This window comes from Aurantiacibacter sediminis, from assembly GCF_016019885.1.
Lineage (GTDB): Bacteria > Pseudomonadota > Alphaproteobacteria > Sphingomonadales > Sphingomonadaceae > Alteraurantiacibacter > Alteraurantiacibacter sediminis.
This window is the reverse complement of record NZ_JAEANY010000001.1, coordinates 939,464-954,004: the sequence shown is the minus strand read 5'-3', so window position 1 is coordinate 954,004 and position 14,541 is coordinate 939,464. Positions and strand designations below refer to the sequence as shown.

Annotated in this window: 18 protein-coding genes; 5 read left to right on the top strand and 13 right to left on the bottom strand. The window is 60.9% G+C overall.

The genetic code is table 11. From position 1 onward, the window contains the following. Positions 1-41: 41 nt before the first annotated feature. A complete protein-coding gene (locus I5L03_RS04930) occupies positions 42-1,241 on the bottom strand; it encodes a pyrophosphate--fructose-6-phosphate 1-phosphotransferase (RefSeq protein WP_197920559.1) in 1,200 nt (399 codons plus the stop codon). A 60-nt stretch (positions 1,242-1,301) separates the two neighbouring features. Then, positions 1,302-1,679 (bottom strand): VOC family protein, encoded by a 378-nt coding sequence (locus I5L03_RS04925; RefSeq protein ID WP_197920558.1) that lies wholly within the window; start codon positions 1,677-1,679, stop codon positions 1,302-1,304. Positions 1,680-1,750: 71 nt separating this feature from the next. Here I5L03_RS04925 and I5L03_RS04920 point away from each other — a divergent pair, with 71 nt between their 5' ends. The 3 genes from I5L03_RS04920 (at position 1,751) to I5L03_RS13415 (ending at position 5,778) form a co-directional block, all read left to right on the top strand. Continuing rightward, entirely contained in the window at positions 1,751-3,184 is a 1,434-nt protein-coding gene (locus tag I5L03_RS04920) for an SLC13 family permease (RefSeq protein ID WP_197920557.1), read from the top strand. 163 nt (positions 3,185-3,347) lie between these two features. After that, positions 3,348-4,679: a cystathionine gamma-synthase family protein gene (locus I5L03_RS04915; protein ID WP_197920556.1), complete on the top strand. Its 1,332-nt coding sequence runs from the start codon at positions 3,348-3,350 to the stop codon at positions 4,677-4,679. Between the two features lie 178 nt (positions 4,680-4,857). Beyond that, positions 4,858-5,778: a hypothetical protein gene (locus I5L03_RS13415; protein ID WP_267904188.1), complete on the top strand. Its 921-nt coding sequence runs from the start codon at positions 4,858-4,860 to the stop codon at positions 5,776-5,778. A gap of 12 nt (positions 5,779-5,790) precedes the next feature. Here the strand turns inward: I5L03_RS13415 and I5L03_RS04905 are convergent, their stop codons facing one another. Continuing rightward, positions 5,791-7,572, bottom strand: coding sequence for an MASE1 domain-containing protein (locus I5L03_RS04905; RefSeq protein WP_197920555.1), 1,782 nt, complete (start codon positions 7,570-7,572; stop codon positions 5,791-5,793). A 97-nt stretch (positions 7,573-7,669) separates the two neighbouring features. Continuing rightward, positions 7,670-8,203 (bottom strand): J domain-containing protein, encoded by a 534-nt coding sequence (locus I5L03_RS04900; protein WP_197920742.1) that lies wholly within the window; start codon positions 8,201-8,203, stop codon positions 7,670-7,672. Between the two features lie 157 nt (positions 8,204-8,360). Here I5L03_RS04900 and I5L03_RS04895 point away from each other — a divergent pair, with 157 nt between their 5' ends. Next, on the top strand, positions 8,361-8,516 hold the full coding sequence (locus I5L03_RS04895; RefSeq protein WP_197920554.1) for a hypothetical protein: 156 nt from the start codon (positions 8,361-8,363) through the stop codon (positions 8,514-8,516). A 27-nt stretch (positions 8,517-8,543) separates the two neighbouring features. On the opposite strand, the gene pal is transcribed toward I5L03_RS04895, so the two are convergent. The 7 genes from pal to I5L03_RS04860 form a co-directional block, all read right to left on the bottom strand. Beyond that, positions 8,544-9,062 (bottom strand): peptidoglycan-associated lipoprotein Pal, encoded by a 519-nt coding sequence (pal, locus tag I5L03_RS04890; RefSeq protein ID WP_197920553.1) that lies wholly within the window; start codon positions 9,060-9,062, stop codon positions 8,544-8,546. A gap of 64 nt (positions 9,063-9,126) precedes the next feature. Next, positions 9,127-10,530 (bottom strand): Tol-Pal system beta propeller repeat protein TolB, encoded by a 1,404-nt coding sequence (gene tolB, locus I5L03_RS04885; protein ID WP_197920552.1) that lies wholly within the window; start codon positions 10,528-10,530, stop codon positions 9,127-9,129. Continuing rightward, on the bottom strand, positions 10,530-11,303 hold the full coding sequence (locus I5L03_RS04880) for an energy transducer TonB (protein WP_197920551.1): 774 nt from the start codon (positions 11,301-11,303) through the stop codon (positions 10,530-10,532). Before I5L03_RS04880 ends, tolB begins: the two co-directional genes overlap by 1 nt. Positions 11,304-11,314: 11 nt before the next feature. Then, on the bottom strand, positions 11,315-11,827 hold the full coding sequence (locus I5L03_RS04875) for an ExbD/TolR family protein (protein WP_407647596.1): 513 nt from the start codon (positions 11,825-11,827) through the stop codon (positions 11,315-11,317). A gap of 12 nt (positions 11,828-11,839) precedes the next feature. Beyond that, a complete protein-coding gene (gene tolQ / locus I5L03_RS04870; protein WP_197920549.1) occupies positions 11,840-12,547 on the bottom strand; it encodes a protein TolQ in 708 nt (235 codons plus the stop codon). After that, complete coding sequence (locus tag I5L03_RS04865) at positions 12,544-12,939, bottom strand: YbgC/FadM family acyl-CoA thioesterase (RefSeq protein WP_325100088.1); 396 nt, start codon at positions 12,937-12,939, stop codon at positions 12,544-12,546. Before I5L03_RS04865 ends, tolQ begins: the two co-directional genes overlap by 4 nt. Before the next feature lie 236 nt (positions 12,940-13,175). After that, positions 13,176-13,553, bottom strand: a complete 378-nt coding sequence (locus tag I5L03_RS04860; protein ID WP_197920547.1) for a histidine triad nucleotide-binding protein — start codon at positions 13,551-13,553, stop codon at positions 13,176-13,178. A 66-nt stretch (positions 13,554-13,619) separates the two neighbouring features. Between I5L03_RS04860 and I5L03_RS13525 the strand changes: the two genes are divergently transcribed. Beyond that, a complete protein-coding gene (locus I5L03_RS13525) occupies positions 13,620-13,943 on the top strand; it encodes an NINE protein (RefSeq protein ID WP_267904187.1) in 324 nt (107 codons plus the stop codon). On the opposite strand, the gene I5L03_RS04850 is transcribed toward I5L03_RS13525, so the two are convergent. Both I5L03_RS04850 and I5L03_RS04845 read right to left on the bottom strand, forming a co-directional pair. Beyond that, positions 13,940-14,263: a phosphoribosyl-ATP diphosphatase gene (locus I5L03_RS04850; RefSeq protein ID WP_197920546.1), complete on the bottom strand. Its 324-nt coding sequence runs from the start codon at positions 14,261-14,263 to the stop codon at positions 13,940-13,942. The genes I5L03_RS13525 and I5L03_RS04850 overlap by 4 nt on opposite strands. A 48-nt stretch (positions 14,264-14,311) precedes the next feature. After that, positions 14,312-14,488 carry a PEP-CTERM sorting domain-containing protein gene (locus tag I5L03_RS04845; RefSeq protein WP_197920545.1) on the bottom strand — a complete coding sequence of 59 codons (177 nt, stop codon included), beginning with the start codon at positions 14,486-14,488 and terminating at the stop codon, positions 14,312-14,314. Between the last annotated feature and the right edge of the window lie 53 nt (positions 14,489-14,541).

Here is a 14,541-nt window from a genome sequence, read left to right as displayed (position 1 = left end):
AGACTGAACGATGCGGTTGTGAAACAGTCAGCTTCGCTGCGTCAGGCCTGCCCCAGATCGCGCAGCAGCTCGACGAACCATTCCTGTCCCGAATCGAAATGCTTGCCGCCCTTGATGCGGGAGAACTCGATCGAGCGAAGCTCATCGCCGCGTTCTTCATCCTGCCCGATCACGCCGGGCTCGCCGCTCAGCGCGGCATCGACCGCGCGATTGGTGCAGGCCTTGATCAAGGCGAGATCGGCATCATTGGCAGGGGCCGAACGTGAGAAATAGCCGCTTTTCTGGACGAGCACCTTTTCCGCGCCGACGGCCTCTGCCAGCTTCGTGGCGAACCACTGGCCGGGATTGACTTTGTCCAGCTTCACATGGCCGAATGCATCGCGCGGCACCTCTTCTCCGGCGGCTTCCATCACAGCGACGATTTCGTCGACGCCCGCGCCTTCGGAAATGAACAGGTTCACCCCGTCCTGTGCATCCATCACGCGCTTGAGCCGCTCTGCCTCTGCTGCGATGTCGAAAGCGCGTTCGGGAATGTAGACGCCGTGCACATCCCAGCGCGCAGCGGCATTCTCGGGCCATTCGGCAAAGGGCGCGCTTTTGACCCAGCTATGGTGAGCGAAAGCCGTGGCAGCGGTGAGCCAGCCACAATGCCGCCCCATGACCTCGTGCACGATCAGCATGCGCGGATTGGCCGAGTGTTCGGCGATGATATTGCGCGCGTAGACCGCGCCCTGCTCTGCTGCGGTATAGGCACCGAGCGATTGCTTGATCGGGATCACATCATTGTCGATCGTCTTGGGCAGGCCGACCACGGTGAGGTCGTAATCATTCGCTTTGAGATAGGCTGCAAGGTCAGCCGCAGCGGTATTGGTATCGTCCCCGCCGATAGTGTGAAGCACATCGACACCGTCCTTCGTCAGCTGGCGAGCGGCGATTTCGAGCGGATTTTCGCCCTCCTTCACCAGTCCGCGCTTCACGCAATCCTCGACATTGGTGAGCTTCACCCGGCTGTTGCCGATGGGCGAGCCGCCAAAGGCATGGAGCCGTCCGGCGGTCTTGCGGACTTTGTCCGGCACTTCGACATAATCGCCCGTCAGCAAGCCCGCATAGCCATTGCGATAAGCGATCAGCCGAATGTTGGGCGCAACTTCGGTGTATCGTTCGATTAGCCCGCCAACGGCAGAGGAAAGACACGGCGCAAGGCCGCCTGCGGTAAGCATTGCAACGGTTTTGGTAGCCATGTGGGCGCTTGTGCCAAGCGAAGCGAGGCGGCGCTAGGGGGAATAGCTATGCGAGCGCCCCTACGCTGGCTCCCACAGCTCGATAGGATTTCCATCGCAGTCCTCGATCCGGGCGAAATCGCCGACGCCGTCCATGCTTTCGCGGTGGGAATGCTCAATCCCAGCGGCGGCAAGGCGGGTCAGAATTGCTTCCAATCCCTCGACGCGAAGATTGAGCATCACTTGCCTATCGCCTTGCCAGTAATCGCTATCGGCTTTGAAGCCAGCAAACACCGTCGGCCCCGCATTCTGCATCCAGACCCACTCGCCTGAAGGCGTGGGTTGCCCGCTTTCGGTAGCAGCGATGCCGAGGTGATCGCGATACCACGCAGCCATTCGCGCGGGGTCTGCCGATCGGATAAACAATCCGCCAATCCCCAGAACCTTTGCTTCTGCCATCCTATCCTCCTTGCCGCTGGTGCCTGATTGCCTAGAAGGTATCGCAATTCGCGCGGGAGGGACAGTATCGCATGACTGCAGAACGCATAGGCTTCTGGCTTGGCCCGGCGCTGTTTGCGCTCACCCTGCTGGTGCCTGCGCCAGAGAGCATGGGCGTTCCGGCCTGGAATGCGGCCGGGCTTATCGCCTGGATGGCGACATGGTGGATGACGCAGGCCGTTTCGCTGCCGGTCACCGGCTTGCTTCCGTTCATAATTGCGCCTTTCTTTGGCGGCGGGACTGCGCGCGAAGTTGCTGGCGATTACTATTCGCCCATTATCTTCCTGCTGCTGGGCGGTGCATTCATCGCCCTCGCCATCGAGCGGACCGGCATGCACAAGCGTCTCGCCGCGTGGATTCTTGACCGGATCGGCGGGCGTGGCGGGGAATTCGGACTGTTGCTGGGCTTCATGATTGCAGCTGCGATCCTGTCGAACATCATCAGCAATACCTCCACCGCGCTGATCATGATGCCGATGGCGCTCGCGGTGCTGGCTGGTGGAGCCGTCGCGCGTAGGGATGGCGAGATCGAGCAATCCGGCCTATTTGGTGCGTTGCCGATGGGCCTGGCCTTCGCGGCAAGTATTGGCGGGCTTGGCACCATCATCGGCTCCCCCACCAATGCCATCGGCGCGGATTTGCTTCGGGAGATTTCGGGCGTCGAGATCACCTTCGCACGCTGGGCGCTCTTTGGCGTCCCGATCGTGGTGATCGGGATTCCGATTGCTGCGGTAATCATCGCGAGGGTGCAGCGCATTTCCGCTCATCCGTTCGACATTCCATCGGCGCGAGCGGCCATCGATCCGCCCGGGGACTGGAGCAGTGCGGAGCGGCGGCTGGTGCCGGTCATCGTAATCACTTTCCTCGCCTGGATGCTGCGTGGCTTTGCCGCGCCCTACCTGCCCGAGGGCGCGGTGACCGACGGGACGATTGCCATCGCCGCGAGCCTCGCCCTGTTCGTGCTGCCCGACGGATCGGGCCGCCGCCTGCTTGAATGGAGGGAAGCCGACCGCGCACCGTGGGGCGTATTGCTCATGTTCGGAGGCGGACTGGCGCTCGCTGGCGCAATGATGCGCACCGGCCTTGCCGACTGGCTCGGCAATGCGCTGCTGCCGCTTGCGGGTGTCCCGCTATTCCTGATCGCACTCGCGCTGGTGGCGATGGTCGTGCTGATCACCGAATTTGCGAGCAATGTCGCGACAGCGAGTGGCATCATGCCCGTGGTCGCCGCACTGGCCGTGGCGATTGGCGGCGATGCGGAAACGATTCTCTTGCTCGCCATGCCCGTCGCGCTGGCGGCGAGCTGGGGCTTTGTCCTCCCCGCCGGAACGGGGCCAAATGCCATTGCCTGGTCGACCGGCCGCATTGCCCTTCCACGCCTTGTCAAAGCGGGCCTGACACTCGATCTAATCGGCATTTTCGTGATCGTCGCCGTGGTTTTCGCGATCGCCCCGATGCTCGGCTGACAGACTGGGCGTAAGGCTTGCGCAGAATCGCCGCCGCATATAATTACGACTGAAACTATCGCTGCCCGGCGGAGAAGCGTTCCTGCGGAGGTTAGGAACGGGAGCCCCGGTGGCCGATCCAGCCCCTGCCTTCCTAGGGGTGAGACCAAGGAAGGAGCCAATCATGGCCGACAAGAAGGACGACCCGCTAGGCGCCGTTACGACCCCTACCCCGCGCCGCAAGCCGAAACCGGAAATTACCGAGATCGCCGGTCGCCCGATGAAGCCCAGCACGCTGATGATGGGCCATGGTTTCGACCCGGCGCTGTCCGAAGGTTCGCTGAAAGCACCGATCTTTCTCACTAGCACTTTCGCCTTCGAAAATGCTGCAGCGGGCAAGCGCCATTTTGAAGGCATTACCGGCAAGCGGCCGGGCGGCGCGGAAGGCCTTGTCTATTCGCGCTTCAACGGCCCGAACCAGGAAATCCTCGAAGATCGCCTCGCCATCTGGGACGGTGCCGAAGACGCGCTGTGTTTCTCCAGCGGCATGACGGCGATTGCCGTGCTGATGCTGGCGGCGTGCAATGCTGGCGACGTCATCGTCCACTCCGGCCCGCTTTATGCGGCTTCCGAAGGGTTCGTTGCCAAGGTTATGGCGAAATATGGCGTAACCTATATCGCATTCCCGGCAGGCGCGACGCGTGAAGAGCTAGACGATGTGATGAGCCGCGCCAAGGCTCAGGCGGAAAAGCAGGGCGGCGAAGTTCCGCTCATCTATCTCGAAAGCCCCGGCAACCCGACCAATGCGCTTGTCGATATCGAAGCGGTGAAAGAGGCGCGCGATGCGCATTTCGACCCTGATCGCTGCCCGATCGCCATCGACAATACTTTTCTCGGTCCCCTCTGGCAGCGCCCGCTCGATCACGGTGCGGACCTCGTCGTATACTCGCTGACCAAATATGTCGGTGGCCACTCGGACTTGGTTGCCGGTTCTGTTTCGGGCGCGAAAAAGTGGGTCGATGCGATCCGCGCGCTGCGCAACACGATGGGCGGCATTGCCGATCCGCACACCGCATGGATGCTGCTGCGTTCGCTCGAAACCGTAGAACTGCGCATGCAGCGCGCCGGAGAGAACGCTGCCAAGGTCTGCGAATTCCTGAAAAACCATCCAAAGGTGGAAGGCCTTGGCTATCTCGGCATGATCGAGGATGAGCGCCAGCAGGATATTTACGATCGCCATTGCCTTGGCGCAGGCTCGACTTTCTCCGTCTTCATCAAGGGCGGCGAAGCGGAATGCTTCCGCTTCCTCGATGCGCTGAAAGTTGCCAAGCTCGCGGTGAGCCTCGGCGGGACGGAATCGCTCGCCAGCCACCCGGCCAGCATGACGCACCTCTCGGTTGCCGAAGGCCGCCGCGCGGAATTGCGCATTACCGATAATCTGGTGCGTATTTCCATCGGCATCGAAGATCCGGACGATCTGATTGCCGACTTCGAACAGGCGCTCGAGGCGGTCTAGGCACTAAGCGAAGGCTTCATCCCGCGCGCTGGAAGAGCGCGCGGGAACGCCCTCTGATGCACGCCAAGCGGCATTACCGGCAAACGCCGCTTGCCCCGCTGCCATCCAGACAGCTAAGGGAAAGCTTCGATAGTGCATGGACACCTCACAAACTTTCAGGAATCGGACGGGAAATAGCGTGATCCGGAAAATCGGTCTTCTCATCGGTGTTGCAGCTTGCGGCGCATTGGTCACTTCTTGCGGTAGCGATGACACGCCTACGCCGACACCGACCGGCACGGACACCGCCACACCCACCCCGACTCCCACTTCAGGTGTTGCGAATTTCGATTTCACCGCTGATTTCGATGCGACTTCTGCCAATACCAGCGCGATCGTCGCCTATTTTACACCTGAAGGCGGCGCCGAGTTTTTCAACGATGCCACACGCATCAACGGCAATAGCGGTATCGAGTATATCGCCACGCCAAACAGTGTGACGATCCGCTTCCCGGAACAATCGGCCAGCTCCGTCTTCGATGAAGATGACTTGCAAAGCAACAGCGCAACCGAGCGGGTTTACCAGGATGGCGATGTCGGCCTGACGCTCGAACTGCCGTTCACCTACATTCTGCGCGCTACGCTGGAAACGGACAATCAGGATTTCACCCGCGATACGGTAGACGGAACGCTGCGCAGCGAGCGGGTAACGGCATTCTTTTCGACCTCCACGGACGATACCGACATCACTTCAAGCATCACCTATACAGGCGATCCGCTGATCGTGGGCGGGGAAGAGGGCGTAACTGCACCTAATGCTTTGTCGGCCCCGCAGGTCACTTTCACGATCACGCCTGGCTCCGATGACGTGATTTCCGGTACGATCACAATTTTCGAAACGGTGAACGGCAATCAGGTGCAGGTGGCAGATCTCGATTTCAGCGCGATTGTCGGCGAGAATAACGGCTTCAACGGCACGCTTGAGGACAACGCGAATGATCTCGAGGGTGAGTTTGCCGGCGCGCTAGCGGGGCCCAACAGGGACGAAGTTTTCATCACCTTCGTCGCTTTCAATGCGGACGATAACCGCACCGTCCTGGGCAATTTCATCGGCGATTGATCGCTCGCTCCATTAGCGCGATTTCGGAATGCGTTGAGAGCTCGCCGAAGGCCATTGGTCGATGTCGGCTGCGCTGTTGTTGAAGCGCGGCGGGGCGGACGAATGAACGTGATCCACGTGGTCTCGATCGTTTTCGCGCCATTCCTTCGCCGGCCTCTCGGCCTCCCGAAGCGGGACGGTTATCGTGAAAGTGGAGCCGACCGAAACTCCTGACTTTACGCTAATCGCGCCGCCCATCAGCCGCACAAGATCGGCCGAAATCGCCAGCCCCAGCCCGGAACCACCGAAGCGACGAGCCGTGCCCTGATCGGCTTGCTCGAATAGGCCAAAAATCCGGTCGAGATGCTCCACAGGCACGCCGATGCCGGTATCGCTCACCGCGATATGCAGCTGCTCCCCCAGGGTCCGAGCGCGCAAGCCGACTTCGCCGTCATCCGTAAATTTCACTGCATTGCCGATCAGGTTGAGAAGCACCTGTCGCAACCTGAATGGGTCGCCATGGACGAAGCGGGGCACAGACGGGTCGATATCGCTCGTTATGACTAGGCCTTTTTTCTGTGCCGAGCCACGAAACATGTCAGCGCTCTCCAGCAGCACGCGGTGCAGGTCGAAATCCTGCTCTTCCAGAACCATCTGCCCACTTTCGATTTTGGCGAAATCGAGAATGTCGTTGAGCAGCCGCGTCATGCTGCCGCCTGAATTGGCGATGTGCTCCACATATTCGCGCTGTTGCGGGTCGAGCCGTGTTTGCAAAAGCAGGTCGGTAAAGCCGATCACGCCGTTCATTGGTGTGCGGATCTCATGGCTCATGCTGGCGAGAAAACGGGACTTCGCCTCTGCCGCCTCGACTTTATGGCGCAGAAGGGAGGCGATCGGCAATCCGACGGCGAAACTGCTGACCAGGAAGAGCTGAAGCACCATGGCCTTTTCGCTGACCGTGCCATCGACGAGATTGATCGGGCCCCGGCCAAGGCTGGTCGCGATAACGGCGACGAGGGCGAGATTTATGATGGCGATGGAATTCCCGACCGGGCCGAGACGCATGGCGTAGAGGATCACCAAAGGCGCATCGAGAAAGAGGAATGGGTAATCGGTCTGCCAGAACGTGTACAAGCTCACCGCAGTACCGAACGCGATAATCAAGAGGGCTTCGCCCAGCTTGGCGCGCGTCAATTGGTGGCGGCGCTTCCACGCGTCGATCAGGATGCAACCGGCAGGGACAATGAGCAGCAGGCCGAGCGCATCGGCCCGCATCCACACGATCCACATGGACCATAACGCGGCCAGACCATTGGGCGCGATGGACAGGCTTGCTACCAAGCCGGAGCATGATGCGGCGACTGTGGCGATACCGGTATAGGTCAGGATTTCGCGCGCCCCGGTGAAATCGTGATCCTTCAGAGCAAAACGCTGCATCCCATAAAGGACGATCAGCACCTCGATCTGGTTGGCAAGGCCCAGCCCCGCGGCGAATAGTAGCGGATCGCCGGCATGGAGGTTCGCAGCAATATTACCCGCAAAAGCCGACAGCATGAGCACTGGAAGATCGCGCTCGCGGCTATGCAGCAATACGACTAGCAAAGCGGCATTGGGCATCCAGACTGCCGCAATGCGCCCGCTTTCCCGTGTTAAAGAAATGCCGAAGGACGCAAGTAGGCCAAAGCCTACAAATACCAGCGCGGCAATCAATACCAGTCGTAGGAGATGCTGCGACCTCTCGATCGGTCGCGCAACCGCAGGTGCGGCCCGCGGCATGCCACGCCCAGTGCGGATGATCGGACTGTGCACACCCATGCTGCTGATGCTCCTTTGTCAGGAGATCGCTTATGTTGATGGCGGCAAATTTGGGCTGAGCGCCCGGCTCGGTATTAGCCCTTAATGCGCAGCGTGGTCAGCCCTTCCACTCGCGGCGTTCCTCGGCCGCTTTCAAGACTTCATAGGCCAGCTGCAGCTTCTGAAATTCCTCCGCCGCAGCTTCGTCGCCCGGCTTCACATCGGGGTGGACTTTCTTGGCGCGCGCACGCCATTCGCGCTTGATCGCATCGAAATCGGCGTCCGCTTCCAGTTCGAGCACTTCCAATGCGCGCATTTCATCGGCGCTGCGCGATCCATCACCGCTGCCGCCCCAGCCGTAGTGCTGCGCTTCGGCATAGCCGGCGTTCTCGGTTTGCTCGGTCTTGGCGCGCTTAGCGGCCTCTTCCTTGTCGAGCCCTTCGAAATAGTCCCAGCCCTTATTGTATTCTGCTGCGTGGCGCTGACAGAAATACCAGCGGTCCTTGCTGTTGGGGCTCTTTGGCGCGGGGCAATCGCCCTTTTCCTCGCACCCGTGCCGGTCGCACAGGCGCACGGTTGCAGCCTCGCGGCTATCCTCATAGCCACGCCAGCGCGGGAAGCCCCAGTCGTTCGACCGACGCGATCCGACCATTATCGAATAATCCAAGTCATGGGCATGCAATGCCTATAGGCCAGCAAAGTGCCGAATGGGAACCGGTCTGTTTGTCCGTGGGGACGCGGAGCGGAACCAAATGGCAAGCTATATGTTGCATTGCAGCAAATCTTTACGACGAAAGGCAGGAGACACCGTGAGCAAACAGTTGGGCATCTCTGCCACGGCATCGCTTTTCGCGATGGTGGCGTTTGTGCTGGTTGCCACGCCTTCCTACTCGGATCATGCGCGTGTCGCCGCCAACGAAACAGGCGCGACAATCGAAATTGCCTCGCCCGTTTTCGACCGGTAAATTCCGATCAATTCTGAATGTCGCTGATCAGCGAGTAATCATCACCGTAACGGCACGGCGATTGCGCGCCCAGGCGGTTTCGTTCGAACCGGTAGCGACAGGCCGTTCCTCACCATAGCTGACTGTGGTCAGGCGGGCTTCCGGCACGCCGAGGCTCACCAGATAGTTCTTGGCAGCATTGGCGCGGCGCTCACCCAGAGCAAGGTTGTAATCGCGCGTGCCGCGTTCATCGGCATGGCCCTCAACGGTCGCACGGGCATTGGTGTATTGCAGCAGGTATTCGGCCTGACGACGCAGTGCGACCATGTCCTCATTATCGATGTTGTACCGGTCGGTATCGAAATAGATCGTGTCCGCACCCATCATCGCATCGGCGAAGTGGGTCTGCGATCCCGGCTGCGGGCCCATTGGCGTGGGTGTCGGCGTCGGGGTCGGGTTGGCCACCACATCCTGCGGAGGATCGGGGGTCACTTCCGGCGGCTGCCGGTTACAAGCACTAAGCGCAAGCGCGCTGGAAACAGTAAGGGCAATGGCAATGCGATTCATGTTTTGGCTCTCCTTGAACCTATGAATTGGACTCTTTTCGCGGCCCAATGGGGATATAACGCATTTACGGCAAAACCGGTCCCCAGGCCGGGTCTGACGCGCCCACCGGCGTGCGCAGGCGGCGTTCGTTATCACCGGTCAGGTCGACCTGCCAGATGCTCGTATCGCCGGAATTACGCTCGGTCCGGAAGAACTGGATGATGCGGCCGTTGGGCGCCCAGGTGGGGCCTTCATCGTGCCATGCATTGGTAAGCTGGCGCATATTGCGCCCGTTCGGGTTCATCACCGCGATTCGGAAATCGCCAGCAATATGCGTGAACGCGATCTGGTCTCCGCGCGGGCTCCATTCGGGCGTGGCGCAGCGCCCGCCGAAGAAGCTGATACGGCGCTGGTTGGAGCCATCGGCATCCATGACATAGCATTGCTGCGCGCCCGACTGGTCGCTTTCGAAAACGATCCGGCTGCCATCGGGCGAGTACGACCCGCCAACTTCGATCGCCGGACCGGAGGTCAACCGCTCCGGGCGACCTGAACCGTCCGACCGCACGCGGTAAATGTCGGTGTTGCCGGAAACCGCCATGGAATAGAGGATATACCGGCCATCCGGGCTCCAGCGCGGCGCGAAAGTCGCGTTCGGGCTCTCGGTAACCAGCTGCTGGCGACCGCTGTCGATGTCATAGACATAGATGCGCGGATTGCCGTCCACATAGCTGAGATAGGCGATGCGCGAATAATCGGGCGAGTAGCGCGGGCTGAGCGCGGTCGACTGGCCATTGGTGATGAAGCGGTGGTTGGCCCCGTCGCTGTCCATGATGGCGAGCCGCTTGACGCGGTTATCCTTGGGGCCGGTCTCCGCAATGTAAGCGATGCGGCTATCGAAGAACGGGTCTTCGCCGGACAGGCGCGAATAGACTAGATCGGCGCAGCGATGCGCAGCGCGGCGCCACTCCGCAGGCGAAACGACCCAGCCTTCGCGCACCAGCTCGGTCTGCAAGGCTACGTCATAAAGGTAGCATCCGACTGTCAGCCGCCCGTCATCATTCGCGCGGACAAATCCGTGCACCAGCATTTCAGCCGACCGGCCCTGCCACGTGCCGAACGCGGGCGCGGTAATCTGGTCATAGCTGGGGCGCGGCAAAGCGTCCGGGCCGACCGGGCGGAACAGGCCATTGAAACGCAGATCGTTGTAAACGACGCGCGCCAGTTCGAGGCCGAGCGCCTCCGTGCCCTGCGCATTGGCGGGGGTATCGACATCGCGGTTGGTCGCGAATGCAGCGATGGCGATGCCGAGATCCTGCCATGCGGAATCGTCCGTCACCGTGCCCCGCAGCGGGCCATCGTCCTGCTCAGCCACGACTTCAGGCTCGCCATCCTGCGAGGCCATCGTCGCCGGATCGAGATCGTCCTGCGCAATGGCCGGTGCGTTCAGCAGCAATGCGGCGACGGCAAGTGAACTCAAGATACGCATTACAATCTCCGGTCGAAATCCCATTCCAGATCGTCCCACCGACTATAGAACTGCTCTGGCAAGTTGAAAGGTGCAGCAAGCTGGACCGCACGAATAGCGCGTTCGCAATGGAGCGAGGCCTGCGGACGGTTGCTGTCATTGATGCCACGCTGCGTCACACAACTCGGGCGCCCGGAAAGCGAACCATCGCGGTTGAGACGCCATGACACGACCGTCACGAGCTGATCCACGTCCACTCCCGATGGCGCGCTCCAATGCGGACGCAATTGCCGCGTAATCGCGGAAGCCAGTGCAGCGCGCTCCTGCGGGCCGAAATTCGCAGCAGGCGCGCCGCGGCTCCCCTCGCCCGTGCCGCTATTGGCAAGGAAATTGTCATCGAGCCGGCTGCCGCGGGGGCGCTGAGATGCCGTCGCGCGGGGCGTCGGTGCGGGTGTCGGGCGCGTCGTCGGACGGCTTGTCGGGGCAACGCGAGGTGTAGTCGTCGGGGCAACTCTTGGCTCGGGCGGTGGCACGCTGACCGCCTCCGCTGGTTCAGGCAGGTCGGCGATTTCGGGCGCGAGGCTCGCAGCAGATTCGAGAGCAGGATCAGGCGCGGTGGATTCCAGGCTGACTTCTGTCGCAAGGCTTACTTCCACCCGGTCTGCCGGTGGGGGAATATCAAGGTCACGCTGCTGCGCCATCCACATCAGCCCGCCCGCCAGCGCGATATGCGCCGCCACGGCCACACCGATGCCGATGCGCTCTTCCGCGGAATATTGGGCGAGTGCGGCCATAATCTCTCGGGCTATTCGGCTGCGCCTGAACCGCGCGTTACCGCCACGCTCTCAAGCTCGCCGCCAGCGTCAGCGGGCGCCGTATCCTCAATCGGAGCCGCACCACTTGTCGTAATCAGTGAAATCGAGTTGAAGCCTGCGCGGTTGAGCTCGCCCATCACCGCCATTGCCCGGCCCCAATCGATAGCGCGATCGGCGCGCAGATTGACGAGCGGACGCTCGGCTCCCTCTGGCCCGACAATGCTGTCGAGAGCCTGCGGCAATGCGCCAGGTTCGATCTGCACATCGTCGATATACACAAACCCGGCGCTGTCGATGGCGACGGTCACCTGGTCAGGCTCCTGATCAACCGGATTGGCGCGGCTTTCTGGCAAATCGACGGGCACACCGCTGGCGAGCAGTGGCGCGGTGACCATGAAGATAATCAGCAGCACCAGCATCACGTCCACGAACGGCGTGACGTTGATTTCCGCCATCGGCGCGCGGCGTGAACCGCGTCCCCGTGCCTTTCTGCCGCCGGTCATTCCAATCGCCATTTAGACGGTTTCCATTTCGCGGCTGACCTGCGCATGGACACGGTCGGCAAAGCGGGTGAGACGGGCCTCAAAGCCGTTCACGGTGTTCGAGAGGCGGTTGTAAGCGATTACCGCAGGGATAGCGGCGAACAGGCCGATGGCGGTTGCAAACAGAGCCTCGGCGATGCCCGGAGCCACCACGGCGAGCGAGGAATTCTGCTGCAGGCCGATCTGGAAGAAGCTGTTCATGATGCCCCAGACGGTGCCGAACAGGCCCACGAACGGCGCGACCGAACCTGTGGTGGCGAGAAAGTTTAGGCGATTGGCGAGCTTGTCCGCCTCCAGCGCGACCTGCCCGTCCATGGCCTGCGCCACGCGATTGCGCGCGGCTTCCTTGTCTCGCAGGCCGGCCTTGTGGCTGCGACGGAATTCCGTGATTCCGGCAGCGGCCACACGGGCGGACGCATTGTCATTCTGACGGCGCGTATCGAGCAGGCCATCGACATCATCGTCCGACCAGAACCCTTTCTCGAATGCATCGCATTTACGCTTCGTATTGCCCATGCGCATACTGAAGCCGAAAATGATCGCCCAGACCCAGATGGAGGCCAGCACCAGCCCGACGATCACCAGCTGTACGACGATATCCGCTTGCAAGAAAAGCTCGATCGGATCGAGCCGAGTAGGCGCGCTGGCGGCTCCGGCGGAGAGAGTATCAAGCAGGCTCATTCAGTGTCTTTCTGGACAAAGGTTTCAAAGGCTTCGCGCCACTCGGCAGGCTGGCGCTTCGGCCGGCCATCGCTGGAAAGAAACGCGGCGACGATGTCGACTTCGGCCAGAAGCTCATCATCGCGGTAAATTTTCTGAATCATATTGCAGCTTGCCGCGCGCACGGCATCGCAGGTGGTGACGACTTTCAGCACATCGTCCAGCATGGCCGGACGGCGCCACTTTATGTTGGCTTCGGAGACGGCATAGAAACCCTCACCCGCGCCGTGCGCTTTACGCTGATCGATGCCGAGAAGGCGCAGGATGTCGCTGCGCGCACGCTCGCACCATTTCAGATAATTGGCGTGATAAGCGATGCCGGACAGGTCTGTATCCTCAAAGAAAACACGCACCGGATAAAGGTGTCGTGACCCATCGATGACCCCCGAGGGTGGCTGTATTTGCTCATCCATATCTGAACGGCTGCTTACAAGTGTGAGCGGCGAAGCAAAAGAGGGGTAATCGCCGAATTGAATCTTTAATAGGACGGGCGGTGACAATGCAGCCCACCCGGCTGCGCCTAAACCTCACCTGCGGTTTAGCACGGCTCGCTCCCCTCCCGCTTGCGGGAGGGGTTGGGGGTGGGCAATTACCGCGCCAGCATCGGCCCCAGCGGTCCGCCACCGAACAGGTGGACGTGCAGATGTGGGACTTCCTGACCGCCATTGCGCCCGATATTGGCGAGCAGCCGATAGCCGCGCACGACCAGTCCGTTCTCCCGCGCGACATGGCCCACGGCGCGCACGAAGCCCGCGATTTCCTCTGCCGATGCCTTGGCCGAGAAATCATCCCAGCTGACATATTCGCCCTTGGGGATCACCAGGATGTGCACATCCGCCTGCGGATTGATGTCATGAAAGGCGAGCGCGTGCTCATCTTCATAGACTTTGTTGCAAGGGATCTCCCCGCGCAGGATTTTCGCGAAAATGTTGTCCGGATTGTAATCCGCGGTCGGATCGATTGCCATAATTCTCTCTTGTTTCTGCTCAGGATTTGTGGCCAATATAAAGTATTCGAATGGGGGATTACTTATATGGCAAGTCAAGCGGCGATGGCCGATATGAAACACTGCGTGGGTTGTGGTAAGAAATTGCACATCTCTGCACGAGCCTGCCCAGAATGTGGTGCTAGTCAGGGGGCGAGCGGACAAGTTGGCGAAAAGTCCCGGGTCGCAGCCGCTATTTTGGCTCTCTTTCTTGGCGGGTTCGGGGTTCACAAATTCTATCTGGGCAGGGTCGCTGCAGGCATCCTGTACTTGCTGTTTTTCTGGACCTTCATTCCCGCGATAATCGCTTTCGTCGAATTCATTATCTATCTCACAATGAGCGACGAGGCCTTTGCCGCGAAATACGGTTAGGTCGGAGATTCCGGTCTCGATGCTTTTTCATCGAGGCCGGAGACGCCTTCGCGCCGATCCAGCTCGGCCATCACATCGGAGAGGGGCACGCCCTTTGCCGACAGCAGCACGAGCAGGTGGAACAGCAAATCCGCCGCTTCGCCTGTCAGTTCGGCATCGCTGCCGGTCAGCGCGGCGATGATTGTCTCGGTCGCTTCTTCGCCAACTTTCTCTGCGATCTTGGGCAAGCCCTTGGCGTTCAGCTTCGCCACATAGCTTTGGTCTGGCGATGCGCTGCGCCTCGCGGCGATTGTCGCTTCAAGTTTGGTGAGTGTGTCCATCGACGGAGCAATGGGCAGGCCGCTTGTCTGCGTCAAGCAGCGATCGCTTTAGTCCTCTTCGCGATTCGATTTACGCATCGACAGGCGCCGGCCGATAATGACGCCGAGAACACCGAGCGCGAACAGCGTGGCGCTTGATCCTTCGGGGATTTGCGCGGGCGCTGCAGCAAAGGCCGGAGCACTTGCGGTGAGCGCGAAAATTGCGAGAGAAAGCCGAGTGAGCATGGCGCCCAAAATCTGCGCTTTTCGCTTTGCGCACAATGGCCGCGCGGGCCCTG

Bases quoted from the DNA above. Each gene is read 5' to 3' on its own strand.
- I5L03_RS04875 (WP_407647596.1), bottom strand. From the start codon at position 11,827: ATGACCGGCGGCAGAAAGGCACGGGGACGCGGTTCACGCCGCGCGCCG.
- pal (WP_197920553.1), bottom strand. From the start codon at position 9,062: ATGAATCGCATTGCCATTGCCCTTACTGTTTCCAGCGCGCTTGCGCTT.
- I5L03_RS04930 (WP_197920559.1), bottom strand. From the start codon at position 1,241: ATGGCTACCAAAACCGTTGCAATGCTTACCGCAGGCGGCCTTGCGCCG.
- I5L03_RS04845 (WP_197920545.1), bottom strand. From the start codon at position 14,488: ATGCTCACTCGGCTTTCTCTCGCAATTTTCGCGCTCACCGCAAGTGCT.
- tolB (WP_197920552.1), bottom strand. From the start codon at position 10,530: ATGCGTATCTTGAGTTCACTTGCCGTCGCCGCATTGCTGCTGAACGCA.
- I5L03_RS13525 (WP_267904187.1), top strand. From the start codon at position 13,620: ATGGCAAGTCAAGCGGCGATGGCCGATATGAAACACTGCGTGGGTTGT.
- I5L03_RS04900 (WP_197920742.1), bottom strand. From the start codon at position 8,203: ATGGTCGGATCGCGTCGGTCGAACGACTGGGGCTTCCCGCGCTGGCGT.
- I5L03_RS04905 (WP_197920555.1), bottom strand. From the start codon at position 7,572: ATGGGTGTGCACAGTCCGATCATCCGCACTGGGCGTGGCATGCCGCGG.
- I5L03_RS04860 (WP_197920547.1), bottom strand. From the start codon at position 13,553: ATGGCAATCGATCCGACCGCGGATTACAATCCGGACAACATTTTCGCG.
- I5L03_RS04920 (WP_197920557.1), top strand. From the start codon at position 1,751: ATGACTGCAGAACGCATAGGCTTCTGGCTTGGCCCGGCGCTGTTTGCG.
- I5L03_RS04850 (WP_197920546.1), bottom strand. From the start codon at position 14,263: ATGGACACACTCACCAAACTTGAAGCGACAATCGCCGCGAGGCGCAGC.
- I5L03_RS04880 (WP_197920551.1), bottom strand. From the start codon at position 11,303: ATGGCCGCACTCGCCCAATATTCCGCGGAAGAGCGCATCGGCATCGGT.
- I5L03_RS04925 (WP_197920558.1), bottom strand. From the start codon at position 1,679: ATGGCAGAAGCAAAGGTTCTGGGGATTGGCGGATTGTTTATCCGATCG.
- I5L03_RS04915 (WP_197920556.1), top strand. From the start codon at position 3,348: ATGGCCGACAAGAAGGACGACCCGCTAGGCGCCGTTACGACCCCTACC.
- tolQ (WP_197920549.1), bottom strand. From the start codon at position 12,547: ATGAGCCTGCTTGATACTCTCTCCGCCGGAGCCGCCAGCGCGCCTACT.